Source organism: Massilia sp. Masssp94, assembly GCF_059491305.1.
In genome coordinates this window covers 4472050-4496074 of sequence record NZ_CP168501.1, presented here as the reverse complement: position 1 = coordinate 4496074, position 24025 = coordinate 4472050, and the positions used below count along the sequence as shown (strand labels likewise).

Sequence of the window (24025 nt, the reverse complement as noted above, 5' to 3'; positions counted from 1 at the left end):
GGCGCGCGCATGCGGATCACGGAATCCAGACGACGGAAATCAGAGGTGGCGGAAAGGCTGCCCGGCTGCCACGGGGCACGTGGCCAGGCAACCGGACGCTAGTCGAAAGACGGGAGAGAACATGGAATGGCGAACCTTATTCTGAAACTTCGGCGGTACGGCACGGCAGACGAACTGAGGACGAGCTGCGGGAATGGCGATTCAGGCCAGGTGCGGTAGCACTAGCGGTAGCGCTAGGGAAGTCAGAAAGGTGGAGTTCGCGGTGAGCATTCTTTTAATATAAAAAGTTTATGCCGATTGTGTCAAGCAAAACCTAGCAAAAGTCACGACTGCGCGCATCGAGCTTGCCGAGCAGGTGCGACATGTCGACGAGGCGCCTGGCCACGAGGTGACGCACTTCGCCTTCGCGCTGCCACACGCCGTACACGCCCAGCAGCGACGCGTTCAGCACTTCGCGCCGCTGCTGCTCGACGAGCTGCGGCCAGACGATCACGTTGATGTTGCCCGTCTCGTCCTCGATGGTCAGGAACAGCACGCCCTTCGCCGTGCCGGGACGCTGGCGCACGGTGACGATGCCGCAGGCGCGCGCGAGCTGGCCATTCTGGAAATCGTGCAGCACGTCGGCCGGCAGGAAGCGCTGCGCCAGCAGCCGGTCGCGCAGCAGCGCCAGCGGATGGCGGCCCAGCGTGAGGCCCTGCGCGCGGTAGTCGCCGACGATCTCCTCGCCCTCCTGCGGCGCGGGCAGCTCGGGGACGTCCTCGACGGGCGCCGTGGGCTTCAATAAATCCTTGTCGGGCACGGCGCCCGCCGCTTCCCACAAGGCCTGGCGGCGGTGGCCCGCGAGCGGTCCGAGCGCATTGCCGGCGGCGAGCACCTGCAGGTCGCCGCGATCGAGTCCCGCGCGGCGCGCGAGGTCGGCGACGTTCGCGAACGGCCGCAGCGCACGCGCGAGCTCGATGCGCTCCGCCGCTTCCTGTGCCATCCCCCGCAGCATGTGCAGGCCGAGGCGCACGGCGGGCTGGCCGCGTGCATGATCGTCGAGGTCTTCCAGCGTGGACTCCCAGCTGCTGATCGTGATGTCGACGGGACGCACCTCGATGCCGTGCCGGCGCGCGTCCTGCACGAGCTGCGACGGGCTGTAGAAGCCCATCGGCTGGCTGTTCAGCAGCGCGCACAGGAACGCGGCGGGCTCGTGGCACTTGAGCCAGGAACTGGCATACGCGAGCAGCGCGAAGCTGGCCGCGTGCGATTCGGGAAAGCCGTATTCGCCGAAGCCCTGGATCTGGCTGAAGATCTGCTCCGCGAACGACTGCTCGTAGCCTTTCGCGAGCATGCCGCCGACGATGCGCTGGTAGTATTTCTCGAGCCCGCCCTTGCGCTTCCACGCGGCCATCGCGCGGCGCAGCTGGTCCGCCTCGCCCGGCGTGAAGCCGGCCGCGAGGATCGCCACCTGCATCACCTGCTCCTGGAAGATCGGCACGCCCAGCGTCCGTTCCAGCGCCACCTTCATGTCCGGGCTCGGATACTTGACCGGCTCCTTCTGCTCGCGCCGCTGCAAATACGGATGCACCATGCCGCCCTGGATCGGGCCGGGACGCACGATCGCGACCTGGATCACGAGGTCGTAGAACGTCTTCGGCTTCATCCGCGGCAGCATGCTCATTTGCGCGCGCGATTCGATCTGGAAGACGCCGACCGTGTCCGCGCGGCGGATCATCGCGTACGTGGCCGGATCGTCGTGCGGAATGTCCTGCATCTCGAACGTCGTGCCATGGCGCAGGCCGACCAGTTCCAGTCCGCGGCGCAGCATCGACAGCATGCCGAGCGCCAACACGTCGACCTTCATGAGGCCCAGTTCCTCGAGATCGTCCTTGTCCCACTGGATCACGCTGCGGTCTTCCATCGTCGCGTTCTCGATGGGGACGAGGCGCGACAACTGCCCGCGCGCCATCACGAACCCGCCCGGGTGCTGCGACAGGTGGCGCGGAAAACCGAGCAGGCGCTGCGCCAGCGACGCCCATTGCTGCGACAGCGGCGATTCCGGATCGAGCCCGCTCTCGGCCAGGCGGTTCAGCAAATCGGCCTTGCCGTCGAACCAGTGGTGGTGCTTGCACACCTTGTCGACGATGGCGAGGTCCACGCCGAGCGCGCGGCCGCTGTCGCGCAGCGCGCTTTTCGGGCGGTAGCTGATGACGACGGCCGCCAGTGCCGCGCGCGTGCGCCCGTACTTCCGGTAGATGTACTGGATGACTTCCTCGCGGCGCTGGTGCTCGAAGTCGACGTCGATGTCGGGCGGTTCGTTGCGCTCCCTGGAGATGAAGCGCTCGAACAGCAGGTTGCCCCGCGCCGGATCGACTTCCGTGATGCCCAGGCAGTAGCACACGGCGGAATTGGCCGCCGAGCCGCGGCCCTGGCACAGGATGTGTTGCGAGCGCGCGTAGCGCACGATGTCGTACACGGTGAGGAAGTAGTGCTCGTAGCGCATCTCGGCGATCAGCGCGAGCTCGTATTCGATCTGCGCCTGGACCTTCGCCGGGATGCCTTCCGTGAAGCGCCTGTGCGCGCCGATCCAGGTCTGCTCGCGCAGGTAGCTCGCGGCCGTGTGGCCGGGCGGGACCACCTCGTCCGGGTACTCGTAGCGCAGCTCGTCCAGCGAGAACGTGCACAGGCGCGCGATGCGCACCGTCTCGTCCAGCGCCGCGCGCGGATAGATGTTCGCGAGGCGCACACGCGAGCGCAGGTGCTGCTCCGCGTTCGGCGCCAGCTGGTAGCCGCACTGCGCCACGGGCTTGCCGGCGCGGATGGCCATCATCGTGTCCTGCAGCGGTTTGCGCGAACGGACGTGCATCGTCACATGGCCGCACGCGACGATGCGCATGCCGTGCTGCCACGCCACTTCCTCGATGGTGGCGCGGTGCGCGTCGTCGAACGCGCGGTGCAGCAGAGTCAGGCCGAGCCACGCGCGGCCGGGAAAGGTCTGCGCCAGCCAAGCGGCCTGATGGTGCAGGCGGTCGACGTCTTCCGAAGGTTGGGCAAATGAGTGGCCCGAATACGCGGGCAGCAGGATCGCCAGGCAGCCCGGCATGCCGCGCAGGTGCTCGAGGCCTTCGGGCGGCGCATCGAAATCGGACGGATGCAGCCGGTACGTGCCCTTCTCGCTGCGCGTGCGGCCCAGCGTGATCATCTCGGACAGGTTGCCGTAGCCGTTGCGGTTTTGCGCCAGCAATAACAGGGACAACGCGCGGCTGCCGTCCTCCGGATGCTGCAGATGAAAATGCGCGCCGACGATGAACGGCAGCTTGGCCCGCTTCGCTTCCGCATGCGCGCGCACGACCCCGGCCAGCGAGCACTCGTCCGCCAGCGCCAGCGCCGTGTAGCCCAGTTGCACGGCGCGGTCCACCAGTTCTTCCGCATGCGACGCGCCTTGCAGGAACGAAAAGTTCGACAGGCAAAACAGTTCCGCATACGCCGGTAGCCCTGCCGCCGCGCCGAGGTGGGGATCGTGCGTGGGTGGACTCAGGCGGGTCGGCGGAAGATTTGGCATGGCATTTCAGGCAAAATGGTGTATTATGAAATACTGTATATAAACACAGTATATCCGACGAACCCGACCTTGCCAAATATGCACATCCATTCTTTGCGCTGCTTCAGTTCCCGTCCAGGTACCGGGAACCCGGCCCTCGTCATCGAGGACAAAGAACAAGACCCGGATGCACGCCAGGCCCTCGCCCGCGCGCGCGACACGACCTGCGTCTTCATCGACGTGGGGAGCGACGGTGCGTTGTCCGTCGATTACTACTATCCGCACAAGCGCAGCCCGCTGTGTCTCCACGCGACGCTGGCGGTGGCGGCCGTGCTGTTCGCGCGCGATCCGCACGCGGGCGCCATCGCCGTACGCACGGCGGTCGAAGGACAACATCTGGAACTGGTGCGGGGCGGCGAGGAATATTTCGTGCGATTGTCCGCGCAGCCGGTGGCGGCGCGGGACGTGACCGCCGACGTGGCGGCCGAACTGCTGGGCGTACCGGCGGCGTCGCTGGGCACGCCGCCGCGCGTGGCGTCGGTCGGCAGTCCCAAGCTGCTCGTCAAGGTGGCGGATACGGACGCTTTATATGGCCTCGCGCCCGACCTCGCACGCATCGCCGCGTGGGGCAAGGAAGCGGGCATCAACGGCATCTATGCCTGGTGCCGCCGGGACGACGGCACGTTCGAGGGCCGCAACTTCAACCACCTCGACCCGCGGCTGGAAGACAGCGCGACGGGCGTCGCGGCCGGTGCGCTGACGGCATTGCTCGGCCTGGGCATCCGGCTGCGCCAGGGCCGCGCGACGGGCGGCGATTGCCTGATCCGCACGCGCAAGGAAGGTGCCGCCATTCTCGTCGGCGGCGCGGTCGAAACCATTTGATTCGCAGGCGTTGTACCCCCCAACCCACTCATCAAGGAGACCGAAATGGAACGGAACGTCGTAGGCTGGTTCGAAATCTATGTGGACGACATGAAGCGCGCCCGCGCTTTCTATGAAGCCGTGTTCGAAACAAAACTGGACAACCTCGCGCCGGAAGGAAGCGAAGCGCCGGGCGGCCTGGAGATGTGGGCCTTCACCGGCGACCCGCATGCCGGCGGCGCAGCCGGATCGATCGTCAAGATGGAAGGCTGCAAGGCCGGCGGCAACAGCACGATCGTCTATTTCAGCTGCGCCGACTGCGCCGTCGAGGCAGCGCGCGCCGCCGCGAACGGCGGGCGCATCTTCAAGGACAAGTTCTCGATCGGGCAGTACGGCCACATCGCCCTCGTCGAAGATACCGAGGGCAACATCATCGGATTACACTCGATGAACTGAAGTCAATAAATTAATTCAAGCCTGGGGCGCCATCCAGGCCAGTTCCCAGATATGGCCATCGAGGTCTTCGAACCCGTGGCCATACATGAAGCCGTGGTCCTGCGGCGGGCGCGGTGCGCGTCCGCCGGCAGCAACGGCTTTCGCCACCAGCGCATCCACTTCCTCGCGGCTCTCGCAGCTCAGGCAGACGAGGACTTCCGTCGCTTCCTTCGCCTGCACGAGGGGCTTGTCGACGAACGTCTTGAAGAACGGTTCCGTGAGCAGCATCGCGTAGATGCTGCCGTCCGCGATCACCATGCAGGCACCGCTCTCGTTGGTGAACTGAGGATTGAAGGTATAGCCCAGCGCCTCGAAGAACGCCTTGGATTTGTCCAGGTCCTTGACGGCCAGGTTGACGAAGATCTGCTTGTTCATGATGCCTCCTAGTGTTGGGTGAAAGTGGATGCCACATGCCTACGACGAACGGGACATCACGAAATCGACAACGTCGTTAAAAAATTTTTTAACACCGGGGTCAGCCGGCCAGGAAGCCGCTCAGCTTCGCCAGGTCGATGTTGCCGCCGCTGACGAGAATCCCGACCTTCTTGCCGCGCAACTCATCCTGCATGCGCCGCGCCGCCGCGAACCCGAGGCAGCCGGTCGGCTCCACGACGATCTTCATGCGCTCGGCAAAGAAGCGCATGCATTGCACCAGTTCGTCGTCGGTGGCCGTCAGGATGTCGTCGACATCGCGCCGGATGATCGGGAACGTGAGGTTCCCCAGGTGCTGGGTCTGGGCGCCATCGGCAATGGTCTGCGGGGTGTCGATGTGCACGATCGCGCCCGAGCGGAACGATTGCTGGCCGTCGTTGCCCGCCTCCGGTTCCACACCGTACAGGCGGCATGACGGCGACAAGGCACGCGTGGCCAGCGCGGAGCCGGACAGCAACCCGCCGCCGCCCAGGCAAACGAAGAACGCATCCAGCGGCCCGACTTCCTCGAACAACTCCTTCGCGGCCGTACCCTGCCCCGCGATGACGTCCGGGTGATCGTACGGCGGGATCAGCGTGAGGCCGTGCTTCTGCGCGAGGTCGCGGCCGATCTGTTCGCGGTCCTCCGTGTAGCGGTCGTACATCACGACGTTGCCGCCGTAGCCGCGCGTGGCGGCGACCTTGGCGGCGGGAGCGTCCCGCGGCATCACGATCGTGGCGGGGATGCCGAGCAGCTTCGCGGACAGCGCGATGGCCTGCGCGTGGTTCCCCGACGAGAACGCGACGACGCCGGCGCGGCGCTGCTCGGGCGAGAACTTCATCAGGGCATTGCAGGCGCCGCGGAATTTAAAAGCGCCCATGCGCTGCATGTTCTCGCACTTGAAAAAGACCTGGGCGCCGAAGGCCTCGTCGACGGTACGCGACGTCAGCACCGGGGTGCGGTTGGCGACGCCGGCAATGCGGGATGCGGCCTGGACGACGTCATCGTAAGTAGGGAGCGGAATCGAGCTCATCCTGTTTTCCTTTTGGGCTGTTGGATGGCAGGCATTCTACTCAGCCCGGAATGGACGCGTCGAGGAGCGCGTATAACGCCTGCAAATCGAGCGGTTTGACGAGGTGATGGTCGAAGCCGGCGGCCAGCGAACGCCGGCGGTCGCTGGCCTGGCCGTAGCCCGTCATGGCGACGAACAGCGCACTGGCCGTGGCCGGCCAAACGAAAAATCATACTGTGGCCTGGCATTTTTCACTCGCAATTCGCGTTGACAGTAGAAAATGTTGGCGTCTAGACTCAGTTAATGTTTATTAATTGTGACGGAATATTTGGTTAATCCGGGTATCGGACGCCGAACGCTCCCGAACGGCGGAGGATCTTTCGCGGAGCAGAGGCGGACAGCACTCGCTTTCTGACGAAGCAGGTAGCTGCGGCGTGGTCGTGCGGCCACAAAGGTCTTGAATATATAAAAAACATTTGCGTTCTATAAACGTCGCGCCAGTCCGAGGGCAGTTTCGACACCCATACCTGGCGCCGTCCGCCGGCCCCGGACATTGAACCATTAATCTTGTATCTGGTAGGAGACATCATGGGAATTCAAAACAAACGACTCATCGTCCTGGCGATCATCGCAAGCCTCGCGGCAGGCTGCGGCGGCGGTTCGAGCGGTTCGAGCGGTTCGAGCGGTTCGAGCGGCACGGGCAGCACCGGCAGTACCGGCAGTACCGGCGGCACGGGTGGCACCGGCGGCACCGGCGGCACCGGCGGCACGGGTGGCACCGGCGGCACGACCGACCCGGGCAGCACGAGCCCAGGCACGGACGCCAGCGGCGCGGCCGCCACGTGGACGAGCGTGAAGTGGGGCGGCGGCGGCTACGTCACGGGCCTGATCTATCACCCGACGTCCGCGCACGTGCTGTATGCCCGCACCGACATCGGCGGCGCCTACCGCTGGGACGACACGTCGAAGTCGTGGACGCCGATCACGGACGGCCTCGGCTTCAGCGGTACCGAGAGCCGGTTCCACGGCATCGAAAGCATCGCCCTCGATCCGAACAACGACCAGCTCGTCTACATGATGACGGGCATGTACACGTTCGAAGGCAATGGCCGTATCTATATCTCGAGCGACCGCGGCAACACGTGGACGCACTATGACGTGCCGTTCGCGATGGGCGGCAATAACGGCGGCCGCCCGCTCGGCGAACGCCTGATGGTCGATCCGAACAAGCCGTCGACGCTGTTCTTCGGCTCGCGCGTGGCCGGCCTGTGGAAGAGCACGGATTCCGGCAAGACCTGGGCCCAGGTCACGTCGCTGTCGTCCGTCACGATGACGTCGGCCCAGGTCAAGGACGGCGGCATCGAGACGGTCGTGTTCGATACGAGCACCAAGGGCACCGGCACGGCCACGCAGACCATCTACGTGGCCATCGCGCCCGACTACGTCGCCGCGGCCGGGCTGACCTCGAACCTGTACAAATCCACCGACGGCGGCGCGTCGTGGGCGCCGGTCGCGACGCCGGTCTCCGGCTTCATTCCGCATATGGTGCGCGGCGTCGACGGCACGATCTATGTGCCGTTCACCCAGGGCAGCGGCCCAGGGATCGGCGGGCCGAGCAAGCTGTACAAATTCAACGGCACCAGGTTCGATCTGCTCAACAGCGTCGACTACGGCGGCTACGGCGGCCTGTCCGTCTACGGCAGCGGCGCGAATGCGCGCATCGTGCTGGGCGTCGCGAACACCTGGGGTTTCGGCCAGGTCGTCCAGTTGTCGGTCGACGGCGGTGCCAACTGGAAGGAAATCGAACTGGGCAAGCCGGGCGGCAGCGGCGGCGGCTGGGTGGACGACATCGAGATCGATCCGAGCAACCCCGACCACATCTCGCACGTCCATGGCGGAGGTATCCTCGAAACGCTGAACGCCTCGACGGCCACGCCGACCTGGGGCGACGCCGTCACCAATCTCGAGGAGACCGCGACCAATGCGCTCGTCACCCCGCCGGCCGGCGCGACGTACAAGTTCGTCAACAGCGCGGGCGACATCGGCACCTGGACCCAGACGGACCTCGCGACGAAACCTACCAGGGGCCCGACGCCAAACTGGAGCAGCGGCAACGCGGCCGACGTGGCATGGTCCGATCCGCAATACATCGCCGGTTCGGGCGTCGCAAACTGGCTTGATGCCAAGGGCTTCGGCTTCTGGTCCGGCGACGGCGGCGCGACGTGGGCGAACTTCGCGACCCTGCCCGCTGGAGCCAAGGACAATACGGGTGGCTCCACGACCCTGGTGGTCACGTCGCGCAACAACGTGATCTGGGCGCCGGCCAATTCCGTGCCGTCGTACACCACGAACAACGGCGCGAGCTGGACCGCAACTAACCTGCCGCCGCTGCCGAGCGTGGCCAACGGCTGGGATCGCGGCTACCGCCTGGCCGCAGACCGCAAGAACGCGAGCAAGGTCTACGCCTATGACTCGGGCGGCGCAACGTGGGGCACCGCCGGCAAGGTCTACGTCTCGACCGATGGCGGCCATACCTTCACGCTGAGCGCGGGCTCGACGGCGGCGCAACTGGCGCCGAACGCATGGTGGACCACGTCGATGGTGGTAAACCCGAACGCCGAGGGCGACCTCTGGCTGACGGACGGTAACGCCGTGTACCATTCGACGGACTCCGCGGCGACCTGGACGAAGCTGAGCGGCTTCGCGACGGTGGCGGGCAGCGGCACGACGGGGCAATCCCCGGCTGCCAGTGCCATCGCCCTGGGCAAGGCCAAGGCCGGCGCGTCGTACTCGGCCGCGGTCTACGTCGTGGGTACGAGGAGCGGCGTGTGGGGCGTGTGGCGCTCCGACGACGGCGGCGCCACCTGGTCGCGCTTCAACGACGACGCCCACCAGTTCGGCGGCATCGGAGCGATCGCGGGCGACTGGAATACCTACGGCCGCATCTACTTCAGCGGAACCGGCCGTGGCCTGATCTACACCAACTAAGGTCGGCCAGGTATCAAGGGGCAGCTTCGCGCAATGCCAGTCAGTCAAGCTGACTGGCATTTTTCATTGAGTATTTGGAAGTGATACGACGCTGTAATGGTCATTCCACGTCGGCCATCGGCCCCCGCCTTTCGACAATCACTCATCATTTCCAGCACCCGCCATGAATTCCCGATATGGATGAGCTTGTTGCGGTTATGAGACGTCCAATGGTTGCCTTCATGGAAATTCATTAATATGCAATTTTTCCCTGGAGCCCACCCCTTGAAACTTACAACGATCCGCCAGTCCGTCCTGCTGGGCCTGTACGGCAGCGCGGCACTGGCTTTCGCGCCGGCCGCCTTCGCACAAAATGCCACCGCGCCCGCCGCTTCCGACGCCAATATCCAGAGCGTCAACATCGTCGGCTCGCGCCGCGTCGGCAACACGTCGTCCACCGATACCCCGGTTCCCGTCGACTACATCCCGCTGACGAAGGCCGCCGAGCAGAGCGGACAGTTCGACCTGGCCCAGACCCTGGCCAACATCTCGCCGTCGTTCAACTCGACGCGCCAGACCGGTGCCGACGGCGCCGACCTGGTCGACTCCGCCGCCCTGCGCGGCCTCGGCTCCGACCAGACCCTCGTGCTCGTGAACGGCAAGCGCCGCCACACGACGGCCCTCGTGAACCTGTTCGGCGCGCGCAACCGCGGCAACACGGGCACGGACATGAACGCGATCCCCGTCCTCGCCATCAAGAACGTGCAGGTGCTGCGCGACGGCGCCGCCGCACAATACGGCTCGGACGCCATCGCCGGCGTCATCAACGTCGAGCTGCGCAAGGACCTGGGCTGCGAAGCGGTTGCCGGTTTCGGCGAATATTCCAGGCACGACGGCAAGAACTGGCTGGCCTCCGCGTACTGCGGCGTGGCCGTCGCGGACGGCGTGCTGGGCATCACCGGCGAATACTACGACCGCGGCCGCTCCAACCGCTCCGACCCGGGCAGCCTGCGCATCATCGGCGACACCAAGTCGAAGAACGAGACCGTCTACCTGAACGGCGAATTCCCGGTCGGCCCGGGCAAGCTGTACCTGACGGCCGGCGCCCAGACGCGCGATGCGTCGTCGGCGGCATGGGCGCGCGGCGGCATCGGTTCGGACGACATCCCGTCGCGCAACTCGGCCGCCATGTACCCGGGCGGCTTCGTCCCGTTCATCAACGGCGACATCGACGACCGCTACGGCATCATCGGCTACCGCACCCGCATCGGCGACTGGGCCAGCGATTTCTCGCAAACCTATGGCTACAACCGCATGCGCTACGACATCGCGCACACCCTGAACGCGTCGATCGCGAACCTGGACCTGATCAACGGCGGCAAGGGCATCAGCCCGTCGCAGTTCGACGCCGGCGGCTTCTCGTTCCGCCAGCTGACGACCAACGCCGACTTCAGCCGCTTCTATGACGACATCCTCGGCGGCCTGAACGCCGCGTTCGGCTTCGAATACCGCAAGGAGAACTACCAGATCTTCGCGGGCGAGCCGGGTTCGTACAACGACGTCGACGGCCTGGGCTTCGGCGGCAATGCCGGCAGCCAGGGCTTCCCGGGCTTCCAGCCGGGCGACGCCACCAACCGCGACCGTCACAGCTCCGCCGCCTACCTCGACTTCGAGGCCGACATCGCCCCGCGCACCAAGCTGCAGGCCGCCGTGCGCCACGAGCGCTACTCGGACTTCGGCTCGACGACGACCGGCAAGGTGGCCGGCGCCTTCAAGGCGACGGACGACCTGTTGCTGCGCGCCTCGGCCAGCACGGGCTTCCGCGCACCGTCTCTTCAACAGGTCTATTTCTCGTCGACCTTCACCGACTTCGTCGCCGGCGTGCCGATGGACGTCGTGCTCGCGCCGAACGGCGGCAAGGTCGCCAACGCGGCCGGCATCCCGAAGCTGCATGAAGAGAAATCGAAGAGCTACACGCTGGGCGCGACGTGGACGCCGACGAAAGCCATTTCCGTCACGGCCGACCTGTACCACATCCAGATCGACAACCGCATCGTGCTGTCGGGCCGCTTCGACGCCGACAACTACCCCGCCCTGGGCGCCATCCTGCAGAACCTGGGCGTGGGCCAGGCGCAGTTCTTCGTGAACTCCGTCGACACCCGCACGCGCGGCCTGGACCTGACCGCGTCGCACCGCACGAACCTGGGCGCCGGCAAGCTGGCCACGTATCTCGCCATGAACTTCAGCAAGACCGAAGTGACGGGCGTGCATGCACCGGCCGCGCTGGCCGGCTACGAAGACGTGCTGCTGTCCGAACGCGAGCGCCTGTTCATCGAACAGGGCGGCCCGCGCCGCAAGGCCACGCTGGACTTCGACTACACGCTGGGCCAACTGGAATCGGACTTCCGCATCATCCACTACGGTCCGCAGACGCTGGGCACGTTCTCCGGTCCGCCGGTGCCGAACCAGTACTACAAGGCCAAGACGTCGGCCGACCTCGCGTTCACGTGGTCATTCACCGAGAAGACCAAGCTGACCGTCGGCGGCACCAATATCTTCAATGTGCATCCGACGCAGCAGAATCCGGATGAGACGGATAATGGCTTCAAGTATGAGAGTGTGCAGTTCGGCCTGAACGGCGCCGCCTACTTCGCGCGTCTGTCGCACAAGTTCTAAAAACGTAGGCGCATCTGAAATACCGTCCCCCCCGCCTGCGCGGGGAGGACGTTGACGGCTACGTTTCCGAGCCGAACTGAACGCATCCTGACGGCATCTACCGTCATCGCACGCCAATGCGAACATCGCGTTCGACCAACCTGTGTTATGTTTTATCGCTGATGCATACCAGGCTGTCGACGGATCGATATGAGCTTCCCCAACGAAACCGTGGTTCCCGACAAGGTTGCGGTCGGCCCGATAGAACCGCCCCTGCTGTCGCTCGTCGTGCCGTTCTACAACGAGCAGGAGATGATCCCGCATTTCTTCAGCGGCGTGATCCCGGAACTCGAACGCATTCCGAACATCCGCTTCGAGATCCTGTGCGTAAATGACGGCAGCCGCGACCGCACGCTCGACTCCCTCATCGCGTATGCCCACGCGGATGCCCGTGTGCGCGTCGTCGATCTCACGCGCAATTTCGGCAAAGAGGCGGCACTGACGGCCGCCATCTTCGAAGCGCGCGGCGACCTCATCGTCCCGTTCGATGCGGATCTGCAAGACCCGCCCGACGTCATCGGCAGGCTGGTCGAAAAATGGCGCGAGGGTTACGACGTCGTGCTGGCCAAGCGGGCCGACCGCGAGTCCGATTCGCTGCTGAAGAAATGGACCGCGCAATTTTTCTACCGCATCCACAACGACATGGCCGACCTGCCAATCCCGGAAAACGTCGGCGACTTCCGCCTGTTCACCCGTAACGTCGCCAACGCGTTGAAGACGCTGCCGGAATCGTGCCGCTTCATGAAGGGCCTGTTCGCGTGGGTCGGCTTCAAGACGGCCGTCGTCGAATACAAGCGTGCGCCGCGCGCGGCGGGCAAGACCAAGTTTTCCGGCTGGAAGCTGTGGAATTTTGCGCTGGAAGGCATCACCAGCTTTTCGACCTTGCCGCTGCGCATCTGGACCTACCTCGGCGTCAGCGTGGCGATCTTCGCGTTGACGCGCGCGTTCTGGCTCGTCATCCGCACGATGTTGTACGGCGTCGACGTGCCGGGGTATGCGTCGCTGGCGACGGCGATCCTGCTGCTCGGCGGCATCCAGCTGATCGGCATCGGCGTGCTCGGCGAATACGTGGGCCGCATCTACCTCGAATCGAAGGGACGGCCCGTGTACCTCGTGCGCAAGCGCTACGAAAAGGCGATGGCCCATGCCTGAACGCGGCGGCGTGGGCCGCTTCCTGACCTATGCAGCCGTCGGCCTGGCGGGGATGTCCGGGCATTACGCCTTCCTGTTCACGGCTGTCTCGCTCGGCGTGCTCGCGCCCGTGCCGGCGTCCGTCATCGGCGCGCTCATCGGCGCCGTCATCAATTTCGTGATGAACGCCGTCGTCACGTTCCGCCGCCATGCGCATTCGCATTTGGCCTGGCGTACGGCCGCACGCTTCTTCGCGACGGCCGGCATGGCAGCGGCCCTCAACGGTGCCGCGATGGCCGTGCTGGTGAACGGCGTGCGCCTCGACTATCGCCTGGCCCAGGTCCTCGTGACGGGCATCCTGGTGTGCGTCACCTATGTCGTCAATTCGCTATGGACATTTCAAGCCAGCAAGGCCCGCTGACGCCCCTGTCGACCGCCGCGCCGCGCGGGCGCGACATCCCGCAGGCCCGCTTCTGGACATTGGCCCTGCTCGTGACAGGCCTCGCCCTGCTGCTGCGCCTGCCCACGCTGGCCAGCCGCTCGCTATGGCTGGACGAGACGTACAGCGCGTGGTTCGCCGCCGTCCCGCTGCGCGAACTGTGGACGAGCGTCCCGCTGTACGAGACGCATCCCCCGTTCTACTACACCCTGCTCAAGGGCTGGACCGCGCTGTTCGGCAGGCACGAGGCGGCAATGCGCAGCCTGTCCGTCCTCGCCAGCGTGCTCACGGTGTTCGCGCTGCCCGCCGGCGCGCGCTGGGCACGAATCGGTGCGAAGGCGGAGCGTGTCACGCTGCTGGCCGCCCTGTTCCTCGCCATGAACGCCGCGAGCATCCAGTATGCGCAACAGGCCAGGCCGTACGCGCTCCAGGCGCTGGCCGGATCGCTGGCCGTGTTCTTTGCGGGCATGCTCGTGCTGTCCTTCGTGCGACCAGATTCCCGCCGGTGGTGCTGGATCACCGGGCTCGCCGTCAGCGCCGGCCTGACGATGTGGCTGCACAACACCGGCGTGTTCGCCGCGCTGGGCCTGTGGACGGGGATGACGGTCGCGCTGCTGGCAAGCACGCCCGGCCCGCGCCGACCGCAGATCCTGGCCGTGGCTGCAGCCGGCATCGGCGCACTGCTCGTGTGGTCGCCGTTCATCCCGATGCTCGTCAAACAGAACGCGGCGATGGCGCACCTGTCGTACTGGATCCGCTTTACGCCGCGTAACGTCACCGCTGCCTGGACCGTGATCAGCGGCGGCCAGGTGCTGCACTATCCCGTCGCGCTGCTCGTGCTGCTGGGCTTTGCCTGGCTGTGGCAGCGGGCGCGCGCCCATTTCTGGCTGTTCGCGTGCGTGCTCGTGCTGCCGATCCTCGCGCTCGCCGGCTACAGCTATGTCGTGAAGCCGGTGTTCCTGTCGCGATTGTTCCTGTGGCTCGGGCCGTTGGGAATGGTGTTGACGGCGCTGGGCGTCGTCCGGCTGCCGTCGCGCTGGCGCCTGCCCGCGACCGCCGTCGTGCTGGCGCTGTCCGCATATGCGGTGGCGGGTTTTTATCGCTCGCACACGGAAGACTGGCGCGGGATGCTGGCGCAGGTGGCGCGCGACAGCCGGCCGGGCGACGTCGTGCTCGCGTTTCCGAACGAGGTGCAGATGCCCGTCACCTACTACATGAAGTCGGGGCCGGCCGTCGCCTATCTGCCGGGCCCTTTCCCCGCGCTGCACCTGGCGCGCACCTACACGGGCAATTCCGGCGCGCCGAACATCGCGCCTGAAGACGTCGCGCGGATCCGGGCGCTGACGGCCGGACATCCGCGCGTGTGGCTGATCGAGCGGCTGGCGAAGCTGTACGATCCGGACGGGATCGTGATGAAGGAACTCGCCAGTCGCTACCGGCTGGTGAAGACCATCGAAGGCAACGGGGCGAACATCCGGCTGTACGAAGCCGTCACACCGGGAACGTGACGGCGGCTTCGAGCCCGCCCAGCCGCTTCGATTCGCCCAGCGCCAGCGTCGCGCCATGCCGCTCCGCGATCGACTTGATGATGGCAAGACCGAGCCCGCTGCCCTTCGCGTCGCTGCCCGGCACGCGATAGAAGCGGTCGAACACGCGCTCGCGTTCCGCCGGCGGGATGCCCGGGCCGCTGTCTTCCACGGTCACGGTCACGCCGCGGTGTTCCGCCACCACCGACACGTCGACCGTGCCGCCCTCCGGCGTGTACTTGATCGCATTGTCGATGAGGTTGCGGAGCAGGATCATCAACGCGTCCGGCTGCCCTTCCACTTCGGCGCTGTCCGCGCGCGGCAGGCCGAGGTCGATCTGCTTCGCGGCCGCGACGCCGGCCAGTTCCGCGACGGCCCGCCTGGCCGCGCCGGCGATGTCGACCGGCTGGCGTGGCGCGCCGCCCGCGACGCTCGCTTCCTGGCGCGCCAGCACGAGCAGCTGCTCGACCAGTCGCGTCGCGCGTTCGATGCCGGCCGTGAGGCGGCCAACGGCGACGCGCTTCGCGTCCGGGCTGTCCGACCGCTCCAGGCTCTGCACCTGCAGCTTCAGGGCGGCGAGCGGCGTGCGCAGCTCGTGCGCGGCGTCGGCGACGAAGTGCTGCTGGGCGTCGAACGCCGTGCGCACGCGGCCGAACAGCAGGTTCAATTCCTGCACGAGCGGGCGCACCTCGTCAGGCAGGCCGGCCTCGGACACGGGAGACAAATCGTCCGCCTGGCGCGACGCCACCTGCTTGCGCACGCGCGCGACAGGTTCCAGCGAGCCGCTGACGACCCACCACACGACCAGCATCAGGATCGGCATCATGACGGCGATCGGACCCAGCGTGCGCAGCGCGAGATTGCTGGCCATGCTGCGGCGCACGGCGAGATCCTGCGCGACCTGCACGGTCTGGTTATCGGTCTGGATCGAAAAGATGCGGTACGTCGTGCCGTTCGCGCGCACGTTGGAAAAGCCCAGCACGGCGCGCTGCGGCAGGTGCGCGTGCGACGCGCTGCGGAACACGCGCACACCGTCCGGCGACCACACCTGCACGACGAGGTCGTCGTTGCCGCTGATCGGGGTGTCGGCGTCGGCGTTCTCGGTGCTCGTCAGCGGCACGCGCGAACGCAGCGACAGCGCCATCTGCTGCATGTGGTAGTCGAAGATCTGGTCGGCGTCGTTGAGGGCGGTGCGATACGCGATGGACGCCTGCGCGACGGCCGCGATGGTGATCGCCGCCAGCAGGAACCACAGCAGTCGCCCGCGCAGGGAATGCGTGACCCGGACTTTCATAAGGAAGCCTTCACACCTTCGGGACCATGTAGCCCACGCCGCGCACGTTCTGGATCAAGTCGCTGCCCAGCTTCTTGCGCAGGCCGTGGATATAGACCTCGACCGCATTGCTGGATACTTCGTCGCGCCAGCTGTACAGCTTTTCCTCGAGCTGGGCGCGCGACAGCACGGCGCCGGGACGCGCGACGAGCGCTTCCAGCACGGCCCATTCGCGCGCCGACAGCACGACCGGCTGGCCGTCGACCAGCACTTCGCGCGTGGCGGGATTCACGGCGATGTTCTTGTACTCGAAAATGGGTTCGGCGCGCCCGGCGGCGCGCCGCAGCAGCGCGCGGATGCGCGCCAGCAGTTCGTCGAGATCGTAGGGTTTGAGGACGTAGTCGTCCGCGCCGGCATCGAGCCCGGCGATACGCTGGGAGACGGCGTCGCGCGCCGTGGCGACCAGCACCGGCGTGCGGTCCTTGCGGGCGCGCATCGCACGCAAGACCTCGAGCCCGTCCTTGCGGGGCAGGCCCAGGTCGAGCACGACGAGGTCGTAGTTCTGGTTCTGCATGAGGGCCGTGTCGGCCATCTCGCCATCCTTGACCCAGTCGACGGCGTAGTGCTCGGCCCTCAGCAGGTCGAGCACTACTTCGCCGATCATCGTATCGTCTTCCACCAGCAGCAGCCGCATCCAATCCCCCGATTCTCAGAAACCAGTGCCGATATCAGACTTCACGATCCATCAGCTGATCGGCACCGGGATGAAGATCTTCTCATCCCCGCGCTGAACCAGCAAGGCCACCGACTTGGCGGACTTCTTCACCACGTCGCGCACCTGGGCCACCGACGCCACCGGCTTGCCGTTCACGGCCAGCACGACGTCGCCCGGCTGCACGCCGGCCACGGCCGCCGCGCCGCCCGCATCCTCGACCACGAGACCCGCCGCGACGCCGACCTGGCTGCGCTCGGCCGGATCCAGCGGACGCAGGGCCAGGCCCAGCTTGGCGCCGCCGTCGATGCCGGCCAGGTTGTCGCGGCTGGCCGGATCCGCCTTGGCGCTGGCCAGCGTCGCGGTCACCTGCATCTCCTTGCCTTCGCGCCAGACGTCCATCGTCAGCCGGTCGCCCGGCTTGGCGATCGCCACGATGGCCGACAGGTCGCCGCCCGAGATCAGGGCCTGGCCGTTGACCTTGCGGATCACGTCGCCCGCCTTGAGGCCGGCCTTGTCGGCCGAACTGCCGCGCTCCACGTTCGCCACGAGCGCGCCGTCCGGCGACTGCAGCTTGAACGCATCGGCGAAGCTCTGGCCGACGTCCTGCAGGCTGACGCCCAGCTTCGCGTGCTGCACCTTGCCGGTCGCGACGATCTGGTCCTTGATGCGCACGGCGACGTCGATCGGGATCGCGAACGACAGGCCCTGGTAGCCGCCCGTCTGGCTGAAGATCTGCGAGTTGATGCCGACGACCTCGCCGCGCGTGTTGAACAGCGGGCCGCCCGAGTTACCCGGGTTGACCGCGACGTCGGTCTGGATGAACTGCACGCCGTTGTTGTCGATGGTGCGGCCTTTCGCGCTCACGACGCCGGCCGTCACGGTCGACTCCAGGCCGAACGGCGAACCGATCGCCAGCACCCATTCGCCGACCTGCAGGTTGCGCGTGTTCCCGAGCGGGACGACGGGCAGGTTTTTCGCATCGATCTTCAGCACGGCGACGTCGGTGCGCGGATCGGAGCCGAGGACTTTCGCGCGGTATTCGCGGCGGTCCTGCATCTTGACCGTGACTTCGTCGGCATCGCGCACCACGTGCGCGTTCGTCAGGATGACGCCGTCCGGGCTGACGATGAAGCCCGATCCGGCGCCGTAGACAAGCTCCCCGCGCCCGTTGCCGCCGCGCGGTTGCTGCGGCTGGAAGCGGCGGAAGAATTCGAAGAACGGATCGTCCTCGTCGAACTGCGGCATCTGGCGCTGCGACACCTTGGTCGTACCGACGACGCGGATGTTCACGACGGCCGGGCCGTTGTGCGACACGATCTTGGTAAAGTCCGGCAGGGCCACGCTGGCAGGATTGCCGGCCACGGGTGCCGGCGTGGCCGCCACGGGAGCCGGGGTGGCGGCGGGGTTGGGTGCGCCAGTGGCGGCCGCTGCGGCGGCGGCCAAAGCGTTATTGTGTTCGACTGCGATCGCGCCAACCGCGCCGCCAATGACACCGGCCGCGCACAGGGCCAGCGTGAGACGTTTTGCGGTGATGGCAGTAACGTTACCGTGGTTAGACATCGACGTGCTCCCAGATTGGAAAAAGTGGTTCTGAAAACTGCTCTTTTCGTAGGGAGTATATTGGCGCAGCAGTCTTAGACGTCCCTTAAGGTTGGGAACGGCGGCGCTTGGCCACGTTCGCGACGGAGGCGCGCAGGCTGACGCTGACGGGGAAGGTGCGCGTGACGGGCCGGTTGAAGCCGTAGCACAGGTTGAGCAGCTCGGCGATGCCGTTCCTGGTCATCTCGCGCCAGGGGATGTGCACGGACGTCAGGCGCGGCGCCGAATACGCGGCGGCGGGCGCGTCGTCGTAGCCGATCACGGACACGTCGTGCGGCACGCGGATGCCCGCTTCGTGGAAGTACGACAGCGCGCCGAGCGCCATCTCGTCGTTGGCGCAGAACAGCGCGGTGAACGGCCGCCCGGACGCGGCCAGTTCCATCGCGGCGGCGCGTCCCTCGGCCGAGGAAAAGTCGCGTTCCGAGATCCAGATGTCGTCCGTGGCGATGCCCGCCCCGGCCAGTTCGTCCATGAAGCCGGCGATGCGGTCGACGTTGTCGGCGGCAGTGCTTGGCCCGGCGATGACGGCGATGTCGCGGTGCGCATGATCGAGCAGCGCCCGCGCCGCGAGCCGGCCGCCGAGCTTGTGATCGACCGTAAAGCACTGTCCGGGCATGCCGTCGAAGCTGTCGTTGAGGGCGACCACGCGCTCGCGCTTGGGACCCAGCGCGGCAAGGTCCTCCTCGGTGAGCGGTGACGTGAAGAGGACGACGCCGTCGCACCCGCGCTCGATGAGGAAGTTGACGCCGTCGATGGCCTGGCGCCGCTCGTCCTCGCGGCTGACGCCGAACGCCACCATCATGTGCATGCCGGCGCCGCGCAGTTCCGTGTCGATGATCTGCAGGATCGACGTGTAGAAGGTGCCGGACAACAGGGGAATGTACACGCCGATCATGCGCGACGTGCCGTAGAGGAGTGAACGCGCCGCGTGCGACGGCCGGTAGCCGAGTGCGGCGATGGCCTTCTGCACGCGTTCCATCTTGGCCTGCGACACCGATCCCTTGCCGCGCACGACGCGCGATGCGGTGCCCAGGCCGACTCCGGCCATGCGGGCCACGTCCTTGATGGTTGACACTTGTCTCCCCGGTTGGTCTGGTTTTTGGGCCCAAGCATACTGCAAGCCGGGGCATTTATCCACGTTTGCCGTGAGCCTGACGCCACGTGAACGTCGCCACGCTGGCCGCCGGCAGCGTGTAGCGGAACGCCTCCGCCCCCACGCGCACCGTGAACGCGCGCGGCTGCGCATCGCCGTTCGCCACGAGCAGCGCGTACGAACCGTCCGGATTCACGAAGGCGACGTTGTTCTCCCCGGTCGTCGCAATGCGGTGCGCGCCCGGCAGCACGAAGCGGCTGGCGTGGGCCAGCGCGTAGTACTCGACGTTGCGCGTGACGGCGCCCGTGGCCGCGTCGATGGTCACGACGCCGCGGCAGTCCTTGCAGCCGCCCAGGTGCGGGCCGTCGTCGGCATCGAGCGCAAGGTTCCAGAACAGGACGCCGCGCGCCCAGTTGCGCGTGGTGTCGATGACGAGCGTCTTCGCGAAATACTGCAGGTTCTTCGACCAGTCCGGCGCCCAGCGCCCGCCCGAACACTCCGTGAACCACGTGTCCTTGGCCGGGAACAGGTCGTGCAGCCGGCCCTGCGCGCGCACGTCGCCGCCATAGCAATGCCACGCGATGCCGCTCACGTACTGCGCCGCGCGTGGATCGGACAGCACGATTGCGGGGGACTCCGGCTCGTCCCAGTTGTGGTCCCAGTCGAAGATGGCGGTGCCGGGGTGCGAACGCGCCAGCAGCGGTCCGAGATGGTCGCGGATGAACGCCGCGCGCTTGTGCGGGTCGACGCGCATGCCGGGATAGTTGTCCGGCTCGAAGTGCGGTTCGTTCTGCAGGGTGAGCGCGGAGATCGTCACGCCCTGTTCGCGCATCGCGGCGACGTAGCGGCCCAGGTAGCGCGCGAACGCGTCGAACGCCGCCGGTTTCAAGGTGCCTTTCACGAGGCTGTCGCTCGTCTTCATCCAGCCCGGCGCGCTCCACGGCGACGCCATCACCTTCAGGCGCGGATTGATGGCCAGCGCGGCCTTCACCGTCGGCAGCACGGTGCTTTTCTGCGGATCGATCGAGAAATGCTTCAGCTGCGGGTCGGACTGTCCCGGCGGCATGTCGTCGAAGCTGTAGTGGGTGCGCGAGAAATCGGAGGCGCCGATCGTCAGGCGCGTGAACGACAGGCCGATACCCTCGCCTTCGCGGCCGAACAGCTGGCGCAGCAGCGCGTCGCGGCGGGCCGGGTCCAGGTGCTGGATCAGGTCCGCGGAAGCATCCGTGATCGCGGCGCCGAAGCCGGCGATCTCCTGGTAGCGCGTGGACGGGTCGACGGTGATCGCCGCGGCATCGGCGGACGTCTCAAGGTGCGCATCGGCGGCGCGTGCGAGCAGTTGCGACTGGTCGCCGGTGGTGATCCAGGCCTGGACCGGGGCGGCGCCGGCGGCGGGCGCCAGCGCGATGAGAACGACGGACAGGATACGGCGTAGAACGAGCGGTTGCTGCATGCGGCACCTCCTGGGATTGGAAACGTTGCCAATCTTGGCGGCGCCAACTATAACAGATCAGTACAGCTCGGGGACGATGATCTCCTGCGGCACCGGCCGCCGCACGTAATCGTCGTGGTATTCGCGCTCGGGCATCCGGATCGACGGCCGGTCGACTTCCACGTACGGAATCTGTTGCAGCAGGTGATGGATGCAGTTCAGGCGCGCCCGCTTCTTGTCGATGCCCTGCACGACCCACCATTTCGCTTCCGGGATGTGCGTGCGCTCCAGCATGATCTCCTTGGCCTTCGTGTACTCTTCCCAGCGGCGGCGCGACTCCAGGTCCATGGGGCTCAGCTTCCACTGCTTGAGCGGATCGTGGATGCGGCTGAGGAAGCGCGCGTTCTGTTCCTCGTCCGAGATCGAGAACCAGTACTTGATCAACTGGATGCCCGAGCGGGCCAGCATGCGCTCGAATTCCGGCACGGTCTGGAAGAACTCCTCGTATTCGGCGTCGGTGCAGAATCCCATCACCCGCTCGACGCCGGCGCGGTTGTACCAGCTGCGGTCGAACAGGACGATCTCGCCGGCCGCCGGCAGGTGCGACACGTAGCGCTGGAAGTACCATTGCGTGCGTTCGCGGTCGTTGGGCGCGGGCAGCGCGGCCACGCGGCACACGCGCGGATTCAGTCGCTGGATGATGCGCTTGATGGCGCCGCCCTTCCCGGCCGCGTCGCGGCCTTCGAACAGGATCACGACCTTGTGCCCCGTGTGCACGACCCAGTCCTGCAGCTTGACCAGTTCGGCTTGCAGGCGGAACAGCTCGCGGAAGTAGTGCATGCGCGCTTCGCGTTCCTCGTCGCTCTGCGCGCGCGCCGGCAGCAGCGTTTCCGGGGCGAGGTCGCGGTCGTCCAGTTCCAGCTCGAGCTCCTCGTCGTAGCTGTCGGCGATGTCGCGGCGCACGCGCTGCACCAGGTCGGGATGGTCGGTTTGTCGCATGATGCCCTCGTCAGAACAGGTGGGAGAATAGCCAGTACAGGCCGCCGGACAGCAGGATCGCGGCCGGCAGGGTCAGCACCCAGGCCAGTCGATGTCGCCGGACAGCGTGGCAAGGGCCGGCACGACGGCGGGCGTGAGCCTGTGCGTGCGGATGTAGGTCGTCAGTGTCGTGCGCGCCAGGTCCACCGGCGGCAGCGGCGCGGGTTCGGCCTGGCGCATGAGTGCCTGTTGCGTGACCTGGCTGACCGCGACGAACTGCGTCACCTGCTCCACCGGCATGGCGCGGTTGAGCGCATATGCCATCGGCACGGTGCCGACGAGGATCAGCATGATCAGGCCCATGCCCTTCTGCCCGTCGTTGGAGCCGTGCGCGAACGACACGCCCGTACAAGTGAGGATCAACAGCAGGCGGATATACCACGGCGGCGGGGTGTCGCCTTTCGGCGCCTCGTACAGCGCGCGGTCGCGCACGAGCCGGCGCAGCAGCAGCAGGAGCAGCGCGGCGCAGAAGAAGCCGACGAGGGGCGACAGCAGCAGCGACCAGCCGACCTTGGCGGCCTGCGCCCAGTCCACGCCGCTGGTGCCGTCGCGTCCGTGCATCAGCGCGTTGGCGACGCCGACGCCGAGGATCGAGCCGATCATCGTGTGCGACGACGACGCCGGCAGGCCGAGCCACCACGTGCCGAGGTTCCACACGATGGCCGCGATCAGCAGCGCGAACACCATCGCGAAGCCGGACTTGCTGCCGACCTGCAGGATCAGTTCCACCGGCAGCAGCGAGATGATGCCGAAGGCGACGGCGCCGCTGGACAGCAGCACGCCGAGGAAGTTGAAGCAGCCCGACCACACGACGGCCACGCCGGCCGGCATCGAATTCGTGTAGATGACGGTGGCGACGGCGTTCGCGGTGTCGTGGAAGCCGTTGACGAACTCGAAGCCGAGCGCGATCAGGAGTGCAACGCCGAGCAGGAAGTACGGGAGCCACGTGGTGGCGACGGGACCGGCGCTCGTCACGTCGGCATGGAGGCTGTAGATGCTGAAGGCGAGGCCCGCGGCCAGCAACGCCACGAACAGTGCGATACCGGCGGGGGACGTCCGGGTTGCGGTGGGACGCCCGGCGGGCGCGCCCAGGGTGGATGCGTGCGTGGTCATGACGATCGCTCCTCGTTGACGGGTCGTACCCGACTATAAGGAGGCGATGTGACAACGTCGTTACCGCCCGCGCGAACGACAAAAGGCGCCGAAGCGCCTTTTGTTCGAGAGGACGACGCGATTACGCGGCGTGTTGTTGCTGGCCCGGTTGTTCCAGCACTTGCACGTTGTCGGTGTTGCCGTTGGCATCAGCGATCGCGATCTTGCGCGGCTTGAATGCCTCGGGCACTTCGCGCACCAGTTCGATGGTCAGGATGCCGTTGTCGAAGCCGGCGCTGACGACCTTCACGTGGTTGGCCAGCTGGAAGCGCTGTTCGAAATCGCGCTGGGCGATACCGCGGTGCAGGAAGGTGCGCTGCACGTCATCCTTCTGTTTGCGGCCGGTCACGAGCAGGGTGTCGCGTTCGGAGGTGATCTCGATTTCGTTGCGGGTGAAACCGGCGAGCGCCATCACGATGCGGTATTTGTCTTCCGACACCAGTTCGATGTTGTACGGCGGGTAGCTCGGCGCGCTTTCGGCGCGTTGCTCGAGCAGGTTCACCAGGCGGTCGAAGCCGATTGCGGAACGATACAGGGGGGACAGGTCAAAAGTACGCATGATTCGATATCCTCTAAAAAGTACAAGCGATAAGTTGACGGACCTCATCGTGAGCATCCGTTGGAACCAATCTAATGGCTACCT

The 24025-nt window shown here is 66.5% G+C and carries 18 protein-coding genes and 1 pseudogene; 7 read left to right on the top strand and 12 right to left on the bottom strand.

What is annotated here, in order from left to right:
* Positions 1-313 precede the first annotated feature (313 nt).
* Complete coding sequence (locus ACEN9G_RS19940) at positions 314-3544, bottom strand: error-prone DNA polymerase (RefSeq protein WP_483126880.1); 3231 nt, start codon at positions 3542-3544, stop codon at positions 314-316.
* A 78-nt stretch (positions 3545-3622) separates the two neighbouring features.
* On the opposite strand from ACEN9G_RS19940, the gene ACEN9G_RS19935 reads away from it, so the two are divergent.
* Both ACEN9G_RS19935 and ACEN9G_RS19930 read left to right on the top strand, forming a co-directional pair.
* Positions 3623-4405: a PhzF family phenazine biosynthesis protein gene (locus ACEN9G_RS19935; RefSeq protein WP_413339545.1), complete on the top strand. Its 783-nt coding sequence runs from the start codon at positions 3623-3625 to the stop codon at positions 4403-4405.
* Between the two features lie 45 nt (positions 4406-4450).
* Positions 4451-4840, top strand: a complete 390-nt coding sequence (locus ACEN9G_RS19930; protein ID WP_413339546.1) for a VOC family protein — start codon at positions 4451-4453, stop codon at positions 4838-4840.
* A gap of 15 nt (positions 4841-4855) precedes the next feature.
* Here ACEN9G_RS19930 and ACEN9G_RS19925 read toward each other — a convergent pair whose 3' ends face one another.
* The 3 genes from ACEN9G_RS19925 to ACEN9G_RS19915 form a co-directional block, all read right to left on the bottom strand.
* Positions 4856-5254, bottom strand: a complete 399-nt coding sequence (locus ACEN9G_RS19925; RefSeq protein WP_176936259.1) for a VOC family protein — start codon at positions 5252-5254, stop codon at positions 4856-4858.
* A 100-nt stretch (positions 5255-5354) separates the two neighbouring features.
* Entirely contained in the window at positions 5355-6323 is a 969-nt protein-coding gene (locus ACEN9G_RS19920; RefSeq protein ID WP_413339547.1) for a threo-3-hydroxy-L-aspartate ammonia-lyase, read from the bottom strand.
* Between the two features lie 40 nt (positions 6324-6363).
* Positions 6364-6489 (bottom strand): response regulator, encoded by a 126-nt coding sequence (locus tag ACEN9G_RS19915; protein ID WP_413339548.1) that lies wholly within the window; start codon positions 6487-6489, stop codon positions 6364-6366.
* 401 nt (positions 6490-6890) lie between these two features.
* Between ACEN9G_RS19915 and ACEN9G_RS19910 the strand changes: the two genes are divergently transcribed.
* The 5 genes from ACEN9G_RS19910 to ACEN9G_RS19890 all read left to right on the top strand — a co-directional run bounded on the left by ACEN9G_RS19910 (position 6891) and on the right by ACEN9G_RS19890 (position 15062).
* Positions 6891-9290, top strand: coding sequence for a WD40/YVTN/BNR-like repeat-containing protein (locus tag ACEN9G_RS19910; RefSeq protein WP_483126879.1), 2400 nt, complete (start codon positions 6891-6893; stop codon positions 9288-9290).
* Between the two features lie 264 nt (positions 9291-9554).
* A complete protein-coding gene (locus ACEN9G_RS19905; RefSeq protein ID WP_440967042.1) occupies positions 9555-11945 on the top strand; it encodes a TonB-dependent receptor plug domain-containing protein in 2391 nt (796 codons plus the stop codon).
* A 189-nt stretch (positions 11946-12134) separates the two neighbouring features.
* The gene (locus ACEN9G_RS19900) at positions 12135-13136 is read left to right on the top strand and encodes a glycosyltransferase family 2 protein (RefSeq protein ID WP_413339554.1); all 1002 of its coding nucleotides are present in this window, start codon (positions 12135-12137) and stop codon (positions 13134-13136) included.
* Positions 13129-13536: a GtrA family protein gene (locus tag ACEN9G_RS19895; RefSeq protein ID WP_413339556.1), complete on the top strand. Its 408-nt coding sequence runs from the start codon at positions 13129-13131 to the stop codon at positions 13534-13536. The genes ACEN9G_RS19900 and ACEN9G_RS19895 overlap by 8 nt, the downstream gene beginning before the upstream one ends.
* Positions 13506-15062, top strand: coding sequence for a glycosyltransferase family 39 protein (locus ACEN9G_RS19890; protein ID WP_413339558.1), 1557 nt, complete (start codon positions 13506-13508; stop codon positions 15060-15062). The genes ACEN9G_RS19895 and ACEN9G_RS19890 overlap by 31 nt, the downstream gene beginning before the upstream one ends.
* On the opposite strand, the gene ACEN9G_RS19885 is transcribed toward ACEN9G_RS19890, so the two are convergent.
* The 8 genes and pseudogenes from ACEN9G_RS19885 to ACEN9G_RS19850 all read right to left on the bottom strand — a co-directional run bounded on the left by ACEN9G_RS19885 (position 15046) and on the right by ACEN9G_RS19850 (position 23941).
* Complete coding sequence (locus ACEN9G_RS19885; RefSeq protein WP_483126878.1) at positions 15046-16374, bottom strand: ATP-binding protein; 1329 nt, start codon at positions 16372-16374, stop codon at positions 15046-15048. The genes ACEN9G_RS19890 and ACEN9G_RS19885 overlap by 17 nt on opposite strands.
* Before the next feature lie 10 nt (positions 16375-16384).
* Positions 16385-17047 (bottom strand): response regulator, encoded by a 663-nt coding sequence (locus ACEN9G_RS19880; RefSeq protein WP_056136559.1) that lies wholly within the window; start codon positions 17045-17047, stop codon positions 16385-16387.
* Between the two features lie 51 nt (positions 17048-17098).
* The gene (locus ACEN9G_RS19875; RefSeq protein WP_483126877.1) at positions 17099-18628 is read right to left on the bottom strand and encodes a Do family serine endopeptidase; all 1530 of its coding nucleotides are present in this window, start codon (positions 18626-18628) and stop codon (positions 17099-17101) included.
* Positions 18629-18713: 85 nt separating this feature from the next.
* Entirely contained in the window at positions 18714-19742 is a 1029-nt protein-coding gene (locus ACEN9G_RS19870; protein WP_413341517.1) for a LacI family DNA-binding transcriptional regulator, read from the bottom strand.
* 55 nt (positions 19743-19797) lie between these two features.
* A complete protein-coding gene (locus ACEN9G_RS19865; protein WP_413341515.1) occupies positions 19798-21213 on the bottom strand; it encodes a glycoside hydrolase family 30 protein in 1416 nt (471 codons plus the stop codon).
* Between the two features lie 57 nt (positions 21214-21270).
* Positions 21271-22191, bottom strand: coding sequence for a polyphosphate kinase 2 (ppk2, locus tag ACEN9G_RS19860; RefSeq protein ID WP_413341513.1), 921 nt, complete (start codon positions 22189-22191; stop codon positions 21271-21273).
* 99 nt (positions 22192-22290) lie between these two features.
* Positions 22291-23343, bottom strand: a pseudogene (locus ACEN9G_RS19855) (inorganic phosphate transporter); the annotation flags it as partial.
* Positions 23344-23464: 121 nt separating this feature from the next.
* Positions 23465-23941: an Hsp20 family protein gene (locus ACEN9G_RS19850; protein WP_105378364.1), complete on the bottom strand. Its 477-nt coding sequence runs from the start codon at positions 23939-23941 to the stop codon at positions 23465-23467.
* Positions 23942-24025: the final 84 nt, after the last annotated feature.